Source organism: Escherichia sp. AM3 (assembly GCF_032029835.1).
Lineage (GTDB): Bacteria > Pseudomonadota > Gammaproteobacteria > Enterobacterales > Enterobacteriaceae > Escherichia > Escherichia coli.
Window position 1 is genome coordinate 1 of the sequence record NZ_JAVUPQ010000029.1, and the last position, 16,449, is coordinate 16,449.

Consider the following 16,449-nt stretch of genomic DNA (forward strand, 5'->3'; position numbering starts at 1 on the left):
CGAGGCATCGTCTTAACGAGGCACCGAGGCGTCGCATTCTTCAGATGGTTCAACCCTTAAGTTAGCGCTTATGGGAGTGATCCCCGCCACTTTTCAGGTGCTCGCATATCTTCAACGCACCCTAATTTTACCCAAGCCTGCCCACGGGCAGGCTTTTGGGGAGGTTAGCGGGTCAGGTCGTCAAAAAACTTCTTCACACCATCAAAGAAGCTCTTTGAGCGCGGGCTGTTGTGCTCACCGGTTGGGCCACCGAAGCTTTCTTGCAGCTCTTGCAGCAGCTGTTTCTGCTTCTCGTTCAGGCCTACCGGTGTTTCGACGACAACGCGGCACAGTAAATCACCCTGTGCGCCACCGCGGACAGACTTGACGCCTTTACCGCGCATACGGAACAGCTTACCAGTCTGGGTTTCGCCAGGCACTTTCAGTTTGACGCGACCATCAAGGGTCGGTACTTCGATTTCGCCACCCAGCGCCGCCATAGCGAAGTTGATCGGGACTTCGCAATACAGGTTGTTGCCTTCACGCTCGAAAATCGGGTGCTGTTTAACCTGAACCTGAACGTACAGATCGCCTGCCGGTGCGCCATGCTCGCCCGCTTCACCTTCGCCCGCAAGACGGATGCGGTCTCCAGTGTCCACCCCTGCCGGGATTTTAACGGACAGCGTTTTGCTGCGCTCAACACGACCATGACCATGACATTTGTTGCACGGATCTTTGATCAGCGTACCGCGGCCCTGACAGTGTGGACAGGTCTGCTGCACGGCAAAGAAACCCTGACGCATCTGCACCTGACCAGAACCATGACAGGTCGGACAGGTCTGCGGCTGTGTACCTGGTTTTGCACCGCTACCGTGGCAAACGTCACACTCTTCCAGAGTCGGAATGCGGATCTCTTTGGTCACGCCACGTACAGCTTCTTCGAGGGTGAGCTCCATGTTATAGCGTAAATCAGCACCGCGCGCCGCACGTTGACGACCACGTCCGCCGCCAAAAATATCGCCGAAAACGTCACCAAAAATATCGCTGAAGTCTGCGCCGCCGCCAAAACCGCCGCCGCCCATACCGCCTTGCTCAAACGCAGCATGACCATACTGATCATATGCCGCACGTTTTTGCGAGTCGGTCAGAACTTCATAAGCTTCCTTGATCTCTTTAAATTTCGCCTCGGCCTCTTTGTCACCCTGGTTACGGTCCGGGTGGTATTTCATGGCCAGGCGTTTGTAGGCCTTTTTGATTTCACGCTCTTCCGCTGTTTTGGAAACGCCTAAAATCTCGTAATAATCTTGCTTAGCCATCTTTTTTAAATTGCCCCTAGATGAATGCACGGGCGGAGAGGAAATTCCCCTTCGCCCGTGTCAGTATAATTACCCGTTTATAGGGCGATTATTTTTTGTCTTTGACTTCTTCAAATTCAGCGTCGACAACATCGTCATCTTTCGCGTTGTTTGCAGAAGCATCAGCACCGGCAGTCTGCTGCTGGGCATGTTGCTGCTGGGCGATTTCCATCAGTTTCTGGGAAACCTGTGCCAGCTCCTGCATTTTCGCTTCGATAGCGGCTTTGTCTTCACCTTTCAGAGCAGTTTCCAGTGCAGTCAGTGCAGACTCGATAGCAGTTTTGTCGTCAGCCGGCAGTTTGTCGCCTGCTTCTTCAACCTGCTTACGGGTGCTGTGCAGCAGATGGTCGCCCTGGTTGCGAGTCTGTACCAGCTCTTCAAACTTACGGTCAGCTTCGGCGTTAGCTTCTGCGTCGCGTACCATTTTCTGGATTTCATCTTCGTTCAGACCAGAAGACGCCTTGATGGTGATCTTCTGCTCTTTACCGCTGTTTTTATCTTTCGCGGAAACGTGCAGGATACCGTCAGCATCGATATCGAAGGTAACTTCGATCTGCGGCATGCCGCGCGGTGCCGGGTTGATACCATCCAGGTTGAACTGACCCAGAGATTTGTTATCAGCCGCACGTTTACGTTCACCCTGCAGCACATGGATGGTTACCGCAGACTGGTTGTCTTCAGCGGTAGAGAACACCTGGCTGTGCTTGGTCGGGATAGTGGTGTTTTTCGCGATCAGCGTCGTCATCACACCGCCCATGGTTTCGATACCCAGAGACAGCGGGGTAACGTCCAGCAGCAGTACGTCTTTCACGTCACCAGTCAGAACACCACCCTGAACAGCAGCACCGATTGCTACAGCTTCGTCCGGGTTAACGTCTTTACGCGGCTCTTTACCAAAGAACTCAGCAACTTTCTTCTGAACCATTGGCATACGAGTCTGACCACCAACGAGGATAACGTCGTCGATATCAGATACGGACAGGCCAGCGTCCTGCAGTGCAACTTTCAGCGGCTCAATGGAACGGTTTACCAGATCTTCAACCAGGCTTTCCAGTTTCGCACGAGTCACTTTGATGTTCATGTGTTTCGGACCGGTCGCATCTGCAGTGATGTACGGCAGGTTAACGTCGGTCTGCTGAGCGGAAGACAGTTCGATTTTCGCTTTTTCTGCCGCTTCTTTCAGGCGCTGCATTGCCAGCGGATCGTTGCGCAGGTCAATGCCCTGATCTTTCTTGAATTCTTCAACCAGGTAGTTGATCAGACGGCTGTCGAAGTCTTCACCACCCAGGTGGGTATCACCGTTGGTAGCCAGAACTTCGAAGGTTTTTTCGCCGTCAACTTCGTCGATTTCGATAATAGAAATATCGAAAGTACCACCACCCAGGTCATAAACCGCGATAGTACGGTTGCCAGTACCTTTGTCCAGACCGTAAGCCAGCGCAGCTGCGGTCGGTTCGTTGATGATACGTTTTACTTCCAGACCAGCGATACGGCCTGCGTCTTTGGTTGCCTGACGCTGAGCATCGTTAAAGTATGCCGGTACGGTGATAACAGCTTCAGTTACCGGTTCACCCAAGTAATCTTCAGCGGTTTTCTTCATTTTTTTCAGCACTTCAGCAGAAATCTGCGGCGGTGCCATTTTCTGGCCTTTAACTTCGACCCATGCGTCGCCGTTATCAGCAGCAATAATTTTGAACGGCATGATGGAAACATCACGCTGTACTTCTTCGTCCTGGAAGCGGCGGCCAATCAGGCGTTTAATCGCAAACAGGGTGTTTTGCGGGTTTGTCACTGCCTGACGTTTAGCCGGCTGACCAACCAGAGTTTCACCATCCTGGGTATAGGCAATGATAGAAGGCGTGGTGCGATCGCCTTCGGCGTTCTCCAGCACGCGAGGAGTGGTGCCATCCATAATCGCTACACAAGAGTTGGTAGTACCCAGGTCGATACCAATTATTTTACCCATCTAAACGTCTCCACTATATATTCGGTCATCATGTGGTTGTGAGTCTGTAATAGGGGCGAAACGTCTGGTTTCAACTGCCCAATTTCATTTTTTTGCAGACTCACTCACTGCGGTTGACTACTAAATGGGGTCGTAACCCACGTCATCAAGGGGGAGATGCAAAAATTTTTTGTGCTTTTGCGCAGAAATTTCGCGATATGGCAGGACAAGACGTAAAATTGACAGCAATTTTATTCATATAAAGAATGAATCGCAGCCAAGGCATTCATCAAAAAATTGTAATAAAAAGAAAAGATTACGTACCTGAATCTTCTCTTTATCAGCAGTAAACTAGTGGATATTCATCCCTCTACCTCTTCCCACTAAGAGAATCCTTATGAAATCCGTTTTTACGATTTCCGCCAGCCTGGCGATTAGCCTGATGCTGTGCTGCACGGCGCAGGCAAACGACCATAAACTCCTCGGCGTCATTGCAATGCCGCGTAACGAAACCAACGATCTGGCGCTGAAACTTCCTGTTTGTCGCATTGTGAAACGCATACAACTCTCTGCCGACCATGGCGATTTACAGTTAAGCGGTGCATCGGTTTATTTCAAAGCCGCCCGTAGCGCCAGTCAGAGTCTGAATATTCCTTCAGAAATAAAAGAAGGGCAAACCACTGACTGGATCAACATTAACAGTGATAACGACAATAAACGCTGCGTCTCAAAAATCACCTTTTCCGGTCATACGGTGAACTCATCGGATATGGCCACGCTGAAAATTATCGGCGACGACTAACGCCAGAATATAGAAACCACAAAAAATGAATGTTAATTACCTGAATGATTCAGATCTGGATTTTCTTCAGCATTGTAGTGAGGAACAGTTGGCAAATTTCGCCCGATTGCTCACCCATAATGAAAAAGGCAAAACTCGCCTCTCCAGCGTACTGATGCGCAACGAACTGTTTAAATCGATGGAAGGGCATCCCGAGCAACATCGCCGCAACTGGCAGCTGATTGCTGGAGAATTACAGCATTTTGGTGGCGATAGTATCGCCAACAAACTGCGCGGACACGGTAAATTGTATCGGGCCATTTTGCTCGATGTTTCAAAACGATTGAAGCTGAAAGCCGACAAAGAGATGTCTACGTTTGAGATTGAGCAACAGTTACTGGAACAATTTCTGCGTAACACCTGGAAGAATATGGACGAGGAACATAAGCAGGAGTTTCTGCACGCGGTCGATGCCAGGGTGAATGAGCTGGAAGAGCTGCTGCCGCTGCTGATGAAAGACAAATTATTGGCAAAAGGCGTGTCGCATTTGCTTTCCAGCCAACTGACCCGCATTTTACGCACCCACGCAGCAATGAGCGTGCTTGGGCATGGTTTGCTGCGCGGCGCGGGTCTGGGAGGCCCTGTGGGCGCAGCATTAAATGGGGTTAAAGCGGTCAGCGGCAGTGCCTATCGCGTGACAATTCCAGCCGTACTGCAAATCGCCTGCCTGCGCCGGATGGTTAGCGCCACTCAGGTCTGACACCGTAAACCGGGGAAAATTTTCATTTTCCCCTCAAAAGATCGTAGACACTGCCCCACTGGCTGATTATTATGCCGCGCCCTGAAAACACTACAGTTATTCAGGGAAATTATTTCACCATTCATTCGATGATGATTTTTGAGGAATTATGGGCAACACTAAGTTGGCTAATCCGGCACCGCTGGGCCTGATGGGCTTCGGCATGACCACCATTCTGCTTAACCTGCACAACGTGGGTTATTTCGCTCTGGACGGTATTATTCTTGCCATGGGCATTTTCTACGGCGGCATCGCGCAAATTTTTGCCGGTCTGCTGGAGTACAAAAAAGGCAACACTTTCGGTTTAACCGCATTCACCTCTTACGGTTCTTTCTGGCTGACGCTGGTTGCGATTCTGCTGATGCCGAAACTGGGTCTGACCGATGCGCCAAATGCACAGTTCCTTGGTGTCTACCTGGGTCTGTGGGGCGTATTTACGCTGTTTATGTTCTTCGGCACGCTGAAAGGCGCACGCGTTCTGCAATTCGTTTTCTTTAGCCTGACCGTGCTGTTTGCCCTGCTGGCGATCGGTAACATTGCCGGTAACGCCGCAATCATCCACTTTGCCGGCTGGATTGGTCTGATCTGCGGTGCCAGCGCAATCTATCTGGCGATGGGTGAAGTACTGAACGAGCAGTTTGGTCGCACCGTTCTGCCGATTGGTGAATCCCACTAATTGTTTTGAGATCCCCCCGCTCGGGGGGATTTTTTTATTCGCTAACGTCGCGTCTTGCACTCTTCGGTCTGAATGCAGCAACCACTTCTGGTGCCGTTTCAACGTATGGCCCTTCCAGCAACTGAATGCAGTACGGTACGCTGGCAAAAATACCGTGTACCACAACGTTACCCGCTGCGTCCTTCACACCTTCCAGCGTCTCTTTAATAGACTTCGGCTGACCGGGTAAGTTAAGGATCAGCGCCTGTTTGCGAATCACACCAACCTGACGCGAAAGGATCGCAGTTGGTACAAAATGCAGGCTTATCTGGCGCATCTGTTCACCAAAGCCAGGCATCTCGCGGTCCGCTACTGCCAGCGTCGCATCGGGCGTTACGTCACGACGCGCCGGGCCAGTTCCGCCCGTGGTGAGCACCAGATGGCAACTCATTTCATCCACTAGCTCACACAACGTTTGCTCGATGATCGCCTGCTCATCGGGGATTAAGCGGGTTTCCAGTTCAAACGGCGTGGTTAGCGCCGATGTCAGCCATTCTTCCAGCGCAGGGATGCCTTTATCCTGATAAACGCCGCTGGATGCGCGATCAGAGATGGAAACTAAGCCAATACGTAAAGTATTCATCAAGATTTTTCCGTTTAAACAGTCTCGTTAAACAGAATGATACACTGCGAAGGGAGTGACAGACAGGCTTCAGAAGAGGTAGCGTGACCGACTTCCCGGTCACGCTAAGAATGATTACAGCAGATCGCCGATCATTTTTTCCAGTTTTTCCTGGTCAATAGCAAACTTACGGATACCTTCCGCCAGTTTATCTACTGCCATTGGATCCTGGTTGTGCTGCCACAGGAACTCGGACTCAGTGATACGCGCCGGACGCGCTTTCACTTCGCCGGTGTAAGACAGTTTACGTTCGATAGCCCCTTCGCTCTCAGCCAGCTCTTTCAGCAGTGTAGGTGCGATGGTAAGACGGTCGCAGCCTGCCAGTTCCAGAATTTCGCCGATGTTACGGAAGCTTGCGCCCATAACCACGGTTTCATAACCGTGCTCTTTGTAGTACTGGTAGATTTCAGATACAGAAACCACGCCCGGATCTTCTGCCGGAGCGTACTCTTTCTTATCAGTATTCGCTTTGTACCAGTCAAGAATACGGCCAACAAATGGCGAGATCAGGAACACGCCTGCTTCCGCACAAGCACGAGCCTGAGCGAAGGAGAACAGCAGGGTCAGGTTACAGTTGATGCCTTCTTTTTCCAGCTGTTCTGCAGCACGGATACCCTGCCAGGTAGAAGCCAGTTTGATCAGAATACGATCGTTGCTAATACCAGCATCGTTGTAGAGTTTGATCAGGCGTTTTGCTTTCGCAATTGACGCTTCGGTGTCATAGGAAAGACGCGCATCAACTTCAGTTGAGATACGGCCCGGAACCAGTTTCAGGATTTCCAGACCAATATTTACTGCCAGTTTGTCGGTCGCGTCCACGATCTGCTGCGCGCGATCGTTGCTCTGCTGTTTCGCCCAGGCGACAGCATCATCAATCAACTTACGGTATTCCGGAATCTGCGCTGCGTTAAGAATGAGAGAAGGGTTGGTTGTGGCATCCTGCGGTTGATACAGCTTCATTGCCGCGATGTCCCCAGTGTCGGCCACTACGGTGGTGTACTGACGAAGGGAGGTCAATTTGTCCGTCATGATAGTATTTCTCTTTAAACAGCTTGTTAGGGGGATGTAACCGGTCTGCCCTGATGATATCACGACGCAACGTCAGCGCAACCGCCGACAAGACGGTTATCGCCAGGCGAGACTGTTTCGGATTTCTGACACTGCGTTGATATCGCCCGCCATTTTTATACAAAACCTCATGTATGCTACGCAGAAGTTATCAAGTACCTCGTAGCGTATATACTTCTTAAACAATTGGTAACGTTTACACAGGAAAGTCATCGCGACCGGCAATAAGAGGGATATGCATGCCAGATTTTTTCTCCTTTATTAACAGCGTCCTTTGGGGATCGGTAATGATTTACCTGCTCTTCGGCGCAGGTTGTTGGTTCACTTTTCGCACCGGATTTGTGCAGTTTCGCTACATCCGCCAGTTTGGCAAAAGTCTTAAAAATAGCATTCATCCACAGCCAGGCGGTTTAACCTCATTTCAGTCATTGTGTACCAGTCTTGCGGCGCGCGTGGGTAGCGGCAACCTGGCCGGCGTTGCGCTGGCAATTACCGCCGGTGGACCTGGAGCCGTCTTTTGGATGTGGGTTGCCGCGTTTATCGGCATGGCGACCTCGTTTGCCGAATGTTCCCTTGCACAACTTTATAAAGAACGTGACGTCAATGGGCAGTTTCGTGGCGGACCGGCATGGTATATGGCGCGCGGGCTGGGGATGCGCTGGATGGGCGTTCTGTTCGCCGTCTTTTTGCTCATCGCCTACGGCATAATTTTCAGCGGAGTTCAGGCAAACGCAGTTGCCCGAGCCCTGAGTTTTTCTTTTGATTTTCCCCCGCTGGTGACAGGCATTATTCTCGCTGTCTTTGCTCTGCTGGCAATCACTCGCGGTCTTCATGGCGTCGCCCGGCTCATGCAGGGTTTTGTCCCGTTGATGGCGATAATCTGGGTGCTGACCAGCATGGTGATTTGCGTAATAAATATCGGGCAACTTCCCCACGTCATTTGGTCTATTTTTGAGAGTGCTTTTGGCTGGCAGGAAGCGGCAGGCGGCGCGGCGGGATATACCTTAAGCCAGGCGATTACTAACGGTTTTCAGCGCAGTATGTTTTCCAATGAGGCGGGAATGGGTTCGACGCCAAACGCGGCTGCGGCAGCGGCGTCCTGGCCTCCGCATCCGGCAGCGCAAGGAATTGTCCAGATGATTGGCATTTTTATCGACACCCTGGTCATCTGTACGGCAAGCGCCATGCTGATATTACTGGCGGGTAACGGCACAACCTACATGCCGCTGGAAGGTATTCAGCTTATCCAGAAGGCGATGCGGGTGCTAATGGGTTCCTGGGGTGCTGAGTTTGTTACCCTCGTGGTTATTCTGTTTGCCTTCAGCTCCATCGTTGCCAACTACATTTATGCCGAAAACAATCTCTTCTTTTTACGCCTGAACAACCCTAAAGCGATCTGGTGTTTGCGGATCTGCACCTTCGCAACGGTCATCGGCGGCACCTTGCTAAGTCTTCCGCTGATGTGGCAACTGGCAGATATCATAATGGCCTGCATGGCTATTACCAATTTGACCGCCATTTTACTGCTCTCGCCTGTGGTTCATACCATTGCCAGTGATTATCTACGCCAGCGTAAACTCGGCGTGCGCCCGGTGTTTGATCCGTTGCGTCATCCGGATATCGGCCGCCAGCTTTCTCCGGACGCGTGGGATGATGTTTCGCAGGAGTAATCACAACTATCGATCAACTCATTCTCTTTTTTTGCTAAAGTCGGCATAAATTTCCTGCAAGGACTGGATATGCTGATTCTTATTTCACCTGCGAAAACGCTTGATTACCAAAGCCCGTTGACCACCACGCGCTATACGCTGCCGGAGCTGTTAGACAATTCCCAGCAGTTGATCCATGAAGCGCGGAAACTGACGCCTCCGCAGATTAGCACGCTGATGCGCATCAGCGACAAACTGGCGGGTATCAACGCCGCTCGCTTTCATGACTGGCAGCCAGATTTCACGCCGGAGAATGCCCGCCAGGCGATTCTGGCGTTTAAAGGTGATGTCTACACCGGCTTGCAGGCCGAAACTTTCAGCGAAGACAATTTCGATTTTGCCCAACAGCATTTGCGAATGCTTTCCGGCTTGTATGGCGTACTGCGCCCGCTCGATTTAATGCAGCCTTATCGTCTGGAAATGGGGATCCGTCTTGAGAATGCCCGAGGGAAAGATCTGTATCAATTCTGGGGAGATATCATCACCAACAAGCTGAACGAGGCGCTCGCAGCACAAGGCGATAATGTGGTGATTAATCTGGCGTCAGATGAGTATTTTAAATCGGTGAAGCCGAAGAAATTGAATGCCGAGATTATCAAGCCGGTGTTCCTCGATGAGAAGAACGGCAAATTTAAGATCATCAGCTTCTACGCTAAGAAAGCACGCGGTCTGATGAGTCGTTTTATTATTGAAAATCGGCTGACCAAACCAGAGCAACTGACTGGTTTTAATAGCGAAGGTTACTTCTTTGATGAAGCTTCCTCCAGCAATGGAGAACTGGTGTTTAAACGCTACGAGCAGCGTTAAGTTTGCAGTCAATGCCGGATGCGGCGTGAACGCCTTATCCGGCCTACAAAAGCATGCAGATTCAATATATTGCAGAATTCACGTAGGCCTGATAAGACGCGCCAGCGTCGCATCAGGCGCTGAATGCCGGATTGTTACCCGGCATTTGTCATTTAGCGGTGATGTTTGCCTGGACCATGACCGCCGTGATGATCATGATGAGCTTTCTTATGGTGACGCGGCGGTGGCGGCGGTCCGTGTGGGTGCCAGCGATTGCCTCGCCATTCATAATGTTGTTTCCACCAGCCGTGGTCGCGCCAGTGACCTCCATCCCAGTAATAGCCACGATTATCACGATCGCCTATCTGTAATTTTACTGACGGGACTAACGTAATTTCCGCAGCCTGTGCTGCCATGGGAGCGACCAGAACCAGGGAAAGTGCGAGTACGATAGATTGCATCTTTTTCACAGGTTACTCCTTTTATCATTGCCCGTTATGGGTCGATATCCGGAGATTACGCGATGAGAACGGCGGTTGTTATTCTCCGCAATCCTAATCTCTAAGTTACCGCATTTATTGAGAATTTCTCCTTTTTCCCTGTCGTTTTTCTCCATAATTTCTTCATAAAAAAGCCGGGCTGCATAAAAGCAAACCCGGCCTGATTGAGATAATGAATAGATTTTACTGATGATTCATCATCAATTTACGCAACGCAGCAAAATCGGCGGGCAGATTATGTGAAAGCAAGGGTAAATCAGCACGTTCTGCCAGCTCTTTTGGCAGATCCAACGTTTCACCGAGAATCGCTTCCACGCTCTCTTTAAATTTCGCCGGATGCGCGGTGCCGAGGAACAAGCCATATTCGCCTGGATTCAACTGGTCACGCAGCGCACGATACGCTACGGCAGCGTGCGGCTCCGAAGTGTAGCCCAGTTCTTTTAACTCACGCATTGTCTGTTGCGTGGTTTCATCATCCACGGCTGCATAACCCAGCTCTTTCAGTTGCCAGATTTTGCGGCGGAACAACTCTTCCACACGCGGCCAGTTGTTCGGCTGACTCACGTCCATCGCGTTGGATAACGTCGCCTGAGTCGCTTTGGGTGACCACTGACCGTCGTGCAGGAAACGTGGCACGGTATCGTTCACGTTGGTCGCAGCAATAAAACGTTTCACCGGCAGACCGAGTGACTTCGCCAGCAGACCCGCCGTCAAATCGCCGAAGTTTCCGCTTGGCACCGAGACAACCAGCTGGTTGCGCGCTTCCTGCGGCAGCTGCGCAACTGCTTCAAAGTAGTAGCAAATCTGCGCCAGCAAACGGCTGATGTTAATCGAGTTAGCTGAGTTTAACCCCAGCGCCACTTTCAGCTCTTCATCATCAAACGCCTGCTTCACCAGCGCCTGACAGGCATCGAAATCGCCGTCGATGGCAACAGTTTCGATATTGCCGCCCAATGTACAGAACAGTTTTTCTTGCAGTGGACTGATTTTGCCTCGTGGATAGAGGATAACCACTTTCACATTCGGTAAACCGTAGAAAGCATGAGCCACTGCCGCTCCGGTATCACCGGAGGTCGCGGTCAGAATGGTCACTGGCTTATCGCCCGCAATATGGGTCAGCATTTGTGCCATAAAGCGACCGCCGAAATCTTTAAATGCCAGCGTTGGCCCGTGGAACAATTCCAGACAACCGACATCGCTTTCAACATTGGCGACCGGAGCCGGGAAGGCAAACGCCGCGCGCACGCGCTCTTCCAGGATTTCCTGCGGGATTTCATCACCAATAAACGCCGAGAGGATCTTCGCACTGCGGGTGACAAAATCCAGCTTCAGCATCTCATCAATTTCAGTCAGGCTGAATTCCGGCAGGTCGTGCGGAAAAAACAGCCCCTGATTTTTGCCCAACCCCTGGGTTACGGCTTGCGCAAAGCTGACCTGCTCATTGTGATCTTTCAGATTGTAGAGTTTCATTTAGTTTTCCAGTACTCGTGCGCCCGCCGTATCCAGCCGGCAAATATGAACAAAACCTTCCTGATTTTGCAGGTAGTTCTTACCCAACCAGTCGGCAACGCGCTGGGCGGTATCCGGCTTGTCACACAGAGCGAACAAGGTCGGGCCGGAGCCGGAGATACCGCTCGCTACCGCGCCGATTTCCGCAACCGCCTGCCGCGCCTGCCGGAAGCCAGGCAGTAACCGTTCACGGTAGGGTTCAGCGATAACATCTTTCATCAGCTTCGCGGCAAGCTCAGGCTGACGGGAATAGCAGGCGTGAATGAAGCCAGCCAGATGTCGCCCGTGCGCAATGCAATCCTGGCGGCGATACTGCGCCGGTAAAATAGCCCTGGCTTCTGCCGTCGAGACTTTAATCCCCGGATACGCCAGCACCCACAGCCACTCATCAAACCCTGGCACTTGCTGGCTGATGATGTCGTTTTCTTCGATCATCAACTGCATACCACCAAGAAAACACGGTGCCACGTTGTCGTAATGAATGCTGCCGGAGATTCGTCCTTCCAGCTCGCCCATCAAAGCCAGCAAACGAGTGTCATTAAGCGGCTTGCCACAGTGTTCATTCATCGCCATCAGCGCCGCGACCACCGAACAGGCGCTGGAGCCTAAGCCCGAACCGATTGGCATATTCTTTTCCAGAGTCATCGCCACTGGAATTTGCTTGCCAAGCTCCTGGCAAAAACGCTCCCAGCACTGATAAACGATATTTTCCCGTGGTTCTGACGGCAGCTTATCGGCAAAGCGTCCGAGGTTGTTGAGACTGAATGTCTCTGCCGCCTCAACCGTGACTACATCTCCGAGCAATGCACCATCAACGGGTGTCACCGCCGCCCCGAGCACATCAAACCCGACGCTCATATTGGCACTGGAAGCCGGGGCATAAACCTTAACCATTTTAGACTCCTAACTTCCATGAGAGGGTGCGTAGCAGATCGGCAAAGACACCGGCAGCTGTAACGTCATTACCCGCACCGTATCCGCGCAGGACCAGCGGCAGTGGCTGATAATAGTGGCTATAGAAGGCCAATGCGTTTTCGCCGTTTTTCACTTTGAACAGCGGATCGTTGCCATCCACTTCAGCAATCTTCACGCGGCAGACGCCATCTTCATCAATATTGCCAACATAGCGCAAAACTTTTCCTTCATCACGGGCCTTCGCCACGCGCGCGGCAAAGAGATCGTCGAGCTGTGACAGATTCGCCATAAAAGTCGCAACATCGCCTTCCGCGTTAAACTCTGCGGGCAGCACAGATTCGATTTCGATATCCGCCAGTTCCAGTGATCGTCCTGTTTCACGGGCGAGAATCAACAGCTTGCGCGCCACATCCATACCAGAAAGATCATCTCGCGGGTCCGGTTCGGTATAGCCCATTTCTCTTGCCAGCATGGTGGCCTCGGAGAAGCTCATCCCTTCGTCTAACTTACCGAAGATGAAAGAAAGCGAACCAGAAAGAATGCCAGAGAATTTCATCAATTCATCACCCGCGTTGAGCAGGTTTTGCAAGTTCTCAATGACCGGCAACCCCGCACCGACGTTGGTGTCATAAAGGAATTTACGCCGTGATTTTTCCGCCGCGTAACGCAGCTGATGGTAGTAATCCATCGACGAGGTGTTGGCCTTTTTGTTCGGGGTCACCACATGGAAACCTTCGCGCAGGAAGTCGGCATATTGATCCGCCACTGCCTGGCTGGAGGTGCAGTCAACAATGACCGGGTTTAGCAGATGATATTCTTTCACGAGGCGAATTAAGCGCCCGAGATTAAACGGCTCTTTGGCTTGCGCCAGTTCTTCCTGCCAGTTTTCCAGGTTTAGGCCATGCACATTGGTAAGCAGAGCCTTCGAGTTGGCAACGCCGCAGACACGTAAGTCGATATGTTTATTCTTCAGCCAGCTTTGTTGACGCTTCAGTTGCTCCAGCAGCGCACCGCCAACGCCACCGACGCCAATCACAAATACTTCGATAACCTGATCGGTATTGAACAGCATCTGATGAGTAACGCGCACGCCAGTGGTCGCATCATCGTTATTTACCACGACAGAGATTGAGCGTTCAGAAGATCCCTGAGCAATGGCGACAATGTTGATATTGGCGCGGGCCAGCGCGGCAAAGAATTTCGCCGAGATCCCACGCAAGGTGCGCATACCATCACCTACCACCGAGATAATGGCCAGCCGTTCCGTCACCGCCAGCGGCTCCAGTAAGCCTTCTTTCAGTTCCAGGTAGAACTCTTCCTGCATTGCCCGTTCAGCTCGCACACAGTCGCTTTGCGGAACGCAGAAACTGATACTGTATTCGGAAGATGATTGCGTAATCAGCACCACGGAAATACGGGCGCGTGACATCGCTGCAAACACGCGCGCCGCCATGCCGACCATTCCTTTCATCCCCGGGCCGGAAACGCTGAACATTGCCATGTTATTCAGATTGGAAATGCCCTTGACCGGTAATTCGTCTTCATCACGGCTGGCACCAATGAGCGTACCTGGTGCTTGAGGATTTCCGGTATTTTTAATCAGGCAAGGGATCTGGAACTGGGCGATGGGGGTAATGGTGCGGGGGTGAAGAACTTTAGCGCCGAAGTAGGAAAGCTCCATCGCTTCCTGGTAGGACATCGACTTCAACAACCTCGCATCGGGCACCTGACGCGGGTCGCAGGTATAGACCCCGTCAACGTCCGTCCAAATCTCGCAACAATCGGCGCGTAAACAGGCAGCCAGCACCGCCGCGGAGTAGTCGGAACCGTTGCGTCCAAGCACCACCAGTTCGCCTTTTTCATTACCGGCGGTGAAACCTGCCATCAGCACCATGTGATCAGCCGGAATACGACTTGCCGCAATACGGCGGGTGGACTCAGCAATATCGACGGTAGATTCGAGGTAATGCCCCACTGCCAGCAGTTTTTCGACCGGATCGATAACGGTAACGTTGTGACCACGCGCTTCTAACACGCCGGCCATAATGGCGATCGACATTTTCTCGCCACGGCAAATCAGCGCAGCGTTGATGCTATCCGGGCACTGCCCCAACAAACTAATGCCATGCAGGACATGTTTTATTTGGGCAAATTCCTGGTCGACGAAAGTTTTCAGTTGCGCCAGCGGGAATCCCGGCTGGGCGGCGGTGAGTCCTGTCAGAAGTTCGGCAAAAATACGTTCGGCATCGCTGATATTGGGTAAAGCATCCTGGCCGCTAATGGTTTTTTCAATCATCGCCACCAGGTGGTTGGTGATTTTGGCGGGGGCAGAGAGGACGGTGGCCACCTGCCCCTGCCTGGCATTGCTTTCCAGAATATCGGCAACCCGCAGAAAACGTTCTGCATTTGCCACTGATGTACCGCCGAACTTCAACACTCGCATGGTTGTTACCTCGTTACCTTTGGTCGAAAAAAAAAGCCCGCACTGTCAGGTGCGGGCTTTTTTCTGTGTTTCCTGTACGCGTCAGCCCGCACCGTTACCTGTGGTAATGGTGATGGTGGTGGTAATGGTGGTGCTAATGCGTTTCATGGATGTTGTGTACTCTGTAATTTTTATCTGTCTGTGCGCTATGCCTATATTGGTTAAAGTATTTAGTGACCTAAGTCAATAAAATTTTAATTTACTCACGGCAGGTAACCAGTTCAGAAGCTGCTGTCAGAGACTCTTTTTTTAATCCACACAGAGACATATTGCCCATTGCAGTCAGAATGAAAAGCTGAAAAATACTTACTAAGGCGTTTTTTATTTGGTGATATTTTTTTCAATATCATGCAGCAAACGGTGCAACATTGCCGTGTCTCGCTGCTCTAAAAGCCCCAGACGTTGTTGTAACCAGTCGACCAGTTTTGTGTCATCTGCCACTGCCAGAGTCGTCAGCAATGCCATGACTCGTTCGCGTAAAGCTTGCAGTTGATGTTGGTCTGCCGTTGTGTCACTTTTCGTCGGTTGTTGTATTAATGTTGCTAATTGATAGCAATAGACCATCACTGCCTGCCCCAGATTGAGCGAAGGATAATCCGCCACCATCGGCACACCAGTAAGAACGTCAGCCAACGCTAACTCTTCGTTAGTCAGCCCGGAATCTTCGCGACCAAACACCAGCGCGGCATGGCTCATCCATGAAGATTTTTCCTCTAACAGCGGCACCAGTTCTACTGGCGTTGCGTAGTAATGATATTTCGCCCGACTGCGCGCAGTGGTGGCGACAGTGAAATCGACATCGTGTAACGATTCAACCAGTGTCGGGAAAACTTTAATATTATCAATAATATCACCAGATCCATGTGCGACCCAGCGAGTGGCTGGCTCCAGATGTGCCTGACTATCGACAATCCGCAGTTCGCTAAACCCCATCGTTTTCATTGCCCGCGCCGCTGCCCCAATATTTTCTGCTCTGGCGGGTGCGACCAGAATAATCGTTATACGCATATTGCCACTCTTCTTGACCAAATGACCGCGAACAGGGTGATCACTGTCAACTTATTACGCGGTGCGAATTTACAAATCCTTAACGTAAGTCGCAGAAAAAGCCCTTTACTTAGCTTAAAAAAGGCTAAACTATTTCCTGACTGTACTAACGGTTGAATTGTTAAAAAATGCTACATATCCTTCTGTTTACTTAGGATAATTTTATAAAAAATAAATCTCGACAATTGGATTCACCACGTTTATTAGTTGTATGATGCAACTAGTTGGATTATTAAA

At 51.2% G+C, this 16,449-nt stretch carries 15 protein-coding genes and 1 other annotated feature; of the genes, 5 read left to right on the forward strand and 10 right to left on the reverse strand.

Annotated elements, in window-relative coordinates:
* Nucleotides 1–164: 164 nt before the first annotated feature.
* Both dnaJ and dnaK read right to left on the reverse strand, forming a co-directional pair.
* On the reverse strand, nucleotides 165–1,295 hold the full coding sequence (gene dnaJ, locus RTW80_RS12520) for a molecular chaperone DnaJ (protein ID WP_001118464.1): 1,131 nt from the start codon (nucleotides 1,293–1,295) through the stop codon (nucleotides 165–167).
* Between the two features lie 88 nt (nucleotides 1,296–1,383).
* On the reverse strand, nucleotides 1,384–3,300 hold the full coding sequence (dnaK, locus tag RTW80_RS12525) for a molecular chaperone DnaK (protein WP_000516135.1): 1,917 nt from the start codon (nucleotides 3,298–3,300) through the stop codon (nucleotides 1,384–1,386).
* A 376-nt stretch (nucleotides 3,301–3,676) separates the two neighbouring features.
* On the opposite strand from dnaK, the gene RTW80_RS12530 reads away from it, so the two are divergent.
* The 3 genes from RTW80_RS12530 to satP all read left to right on the forward strand — a co-directional run bounded on the left by RTW80_RS12530 (nucleotide 3,677) and on the right by satP (nucleotide 5,535).
* Nucleotides 3,677–4,081: a DUF2541 family protein gene (locus RTW80_RS12530; protein ID WP_000843568.1), complete on the forward strand. Its 405-nt coding sequence runs from the start codon at nucleotides 3,677–3,679 to the stop codon at nucleotides 4,079–4,081.
* A gap of 25 nt (nucleotides 4,082–4,106) precedes the next feature.
* Complete coding sequence (gene msyB / locus RTW80_RS12535) at nucleotides 4,107–4,820, forward strand: acidic protein MsyB (protein WP_001102383.1); 714 nt, start codon at nucleotides 4,107–4,109, stop codon at nucleotides 4,818–4,820.
* A gap of 148 nt (nucleotides 4,821–4,968) precedes the next feature.
* Nucleotides 4,969–5,535 (forward strand): acetate uptake transporter, encoded by a 567-nt coding sequence (satP, locus tag RTW80_RS12540; protein ID WP_000528538.1) that lies wholly within the window; start codon nucleotides 4,969–4,971, stop codon nucleotides 5,533–5,535.
* 34 nt (nucleotides 5,536–5,569) lie between these two features.
* On the opposite strand, the gene mog is transcribed toward satP, so the two are convergent.
* The gene (mog, locus tag RTW80_RS12545) at nucleotides 5,570–6,157 is read right to left on the reverse strand and encodes a molybdopterin adenylyltransferase (RefSeq protein ID WP_001094682.1); all 588 of its coding nucleotides are present in this window, start codon (nucleotides 6,155–6,157) and stop codon (nucleotides 5,570–5,572) included.
* A gap of 114 nt (nucleotides 6,158–6,271) precedes the next feature.
* The gene (gene tal, locus RTW80_RS12550) at nucleotides 6,272–7,225 is read right to left on the reverse strand and encodes a transaldolase (RefSeq protein WP_000130189.1); all 954 of its coding nucleotides are present in this window, start codon (nucleotides 7,223–7,225) and stop codon (nucleotides 6,272–6,274) included.
* A 278-nt stretch (nucleotides 7,226–7,503) separates the two neighbouring features.
* Here tal and RTW80_RS12555 point away from each other — a divergent pair, with 278 nt between their 5' ends.
* Nucleotides 7,504–8,934, forward strand: coding sequence for an alanine/glycine:cation symporter family protein (locus RTW80_RS12555; RefSeq protein ID WP_016232447.1), 1,431 nt, complete (start codon nucleotides 7,504–7,506; stop codon nucleotides 8,932–8,934).
* Between the two features lie 69 nt (nucleotides 8,935–9,003).
* A complete protein-coding gene (gene yaaA, locus RTW80_RS12560) occupies nucleotides 9,004–9,780 on the forward strand; it encodes a peroxide stress protein YaaA (protein WP_000906210.1) in 777 nt (258 codons plus the stop codon).
* 152 nt (nucleotides 9,781–9,932) lie between these two features.
* Here the strand turns inward: yaaA and RTW80_RS12565 are convergent, their stop codons facing one another.
* The 6 genes from RTW80_RS12565 to RTW80_RS12590 all read right to left on the reverse strand — a co-directional run bounded on the left by RTW80_RS12565 (nucleotide 9,933) and on the right by RTW80_RS12590 (nucleotide 16,173).
* Nucleotides 9,933–10,229 (reverse strand): DUF2502 domain-containing protein, encoded by a 297-nt coding sequence (locus RTW80_RS12565; protein ID WP_000738721.1) that lies wholly within the window; start codon nucleotides 10,227–10,229, stop codon nucleotides 9,933–9,935.
* 213 nt (nucleotides 10,230–10,442) lie between these two features.
* On the reverse strand, nucleotides 10,443–11,729 hold the full coding sequence (gene thrC, locus RTW80_RS12570; RefSeq protein WP_000781063.1) for a threonine synthase: 1,287 nt from the start codon (nucleotides 11,727–11,729) through the stop codon (nucleotides 10,443–10,445).
* Nucleotides 11,730–12,662, reverse strand: coding sequence for a homoserine kinase (gene thrB, locus RTW80_RS12575; RefSeq protein ID WP_000241660.1), 933 nt, complete (start codon nucleotides 12,660–12,662; stop codon nucleotides 11,730–11,732).
* Nucleotide 12,663: 1 nt separating this feature from the next.
* A complete protein-coding gene (thrA, locus tag RTW80_RS12580; protein WP_063119373.1) occupies nucleotides 12,664–15,126 on the reverse strand; it encodes a bifunctional aspartate kinase/homoserine dehydrogenase I in 2,463 nt (820 codons plus the stop codon).
* Between the two features lie 26 nt (nucleotides 15,127–15,152).
* Nucleotides 15,153–15,272 (reverse strand) — a sequence feature (Thr leader region).
* On the reverse strand, nucleotides 15,208–15,273 hold the full coding sequence (gene thrL / locus RTW80_RS12585; RefSeq protein WP_001386572.1) for a thr operon leader peptide: 66 nt from the start codon (nucleotides 15,271–15,273) through the stop codon (nucleotides 15,208–15,210). It overlaps the preceding feature by 65 nt.
* Nucleotides 15,274–15,486: 213 nt before the next feature.
* Nucleotides 15,487–16,173, reverse strand: a complete 687-nt coding sequence (locus tag RTW80_RS12590) for a tRNA/rRNA methyltransferase (protein WP_001223182.1) — start codon at nucleotides 16,171–16,173, stop codon at nucleotides 15,487–15,489.
* Between the last annotated feature and the right edge of the window lie 276 nt (nucleotides 16,174–16,449).

What these genes read in the sequence shown, in the direction of transcription:
- dnaJ (WP_001118464.1), bottom strand. Translation starts at nt 1,295, where the DNA reads ATGGCTAAGCAAGATTATTACGAGATTTTAGGCGTTTCCAAAACAGCG.
- dnaK (WP_000516135.1), bottom strand. Translation starts at nt 3,300, where the DNA reads ATGGGTAAAATAATTGGTATCGACCTGGGTACTACCAACTCTTGTGTA.
- RTW80_RS12530 (WP_000843568.1), top strand. Translation starts at nt 3,677, where the DNA reads ATGAAATCCGTTTTTACGATTTCCGCCAGCCTGGCGATTAGCCTGATG.
- msyB (WP_001102383.1), top strand. Translation starts at nt 4,107, where the DNA reads ATGAATGTTAATTACCTGAATGATTCAGATCTGGATTTTCTTCAGCAT.
- satP (WP_000528538.1), top strand. Translation starts at nt 4,969, where the DNA reads ATGGGCAACACTAAGTTGGCTAATCCGGCACCGCTGGGCCTGATGGGC.
- mog (WP_001094682.1), bottom strand. Translation starts at nt 6,157, where the DNA reads ATGAATACTTTACGTATTGGCTTAGTTTCCATCTCTGATCGCGCATCC.
- tal (WP_000130189.1), bottom strand. Translation starts at nt 7,225, where the DNA reads ATGACGGACAAATTGACCTCCCTTCGTCAGTACACCACCGTAGTGGCC.
- RTW80_RS12555 (WP_016232447.1), top strand. Translation starts at nt 7,504, where the DNA reads ATGCCAGATTTTTTCTCCTTTATTAACAGCGTCCTTTGGGGATCGGTA.
- yaaA (WP_000906210.1), top strand. Translation starts at nt 9,004, where the DNA reads ATGCTGATTCTTATTTCACCTGCGAAAACGCTTGATTACCAAAGCCCG.
- thrC (WP_000781063.1), bottom strand. Translation starts at nt 11,729, where the DNA reads ATGAAACTCTACAATCTGAAAGATCACAATGAGCAGGTCAGCTTTGCG.
- thrB (WP_000241660.1), bottom strand. Translation starts at nt 12,662, where the DNA reads ATGGTTAAGGTTTATGCCCCGGCTTCCAGTGCCAATATGAGCGTCGGG.
- thrA (WP_063119373.1), bottom strand. Translation starts at nt 15,126, where the DNA reads ATGCGAGTGTTGAAGTTCGGCGGTACATCAGTGGCAAATGCAGAACGT.
- RTW80_RS12590 (WP_001223182.1), bottom strand. Translation starts at nt 16,173, where the DNA reads ATGCGTATAACGATTATTCTGGTCGCACCCGCCAGAGCAGAAAATATT.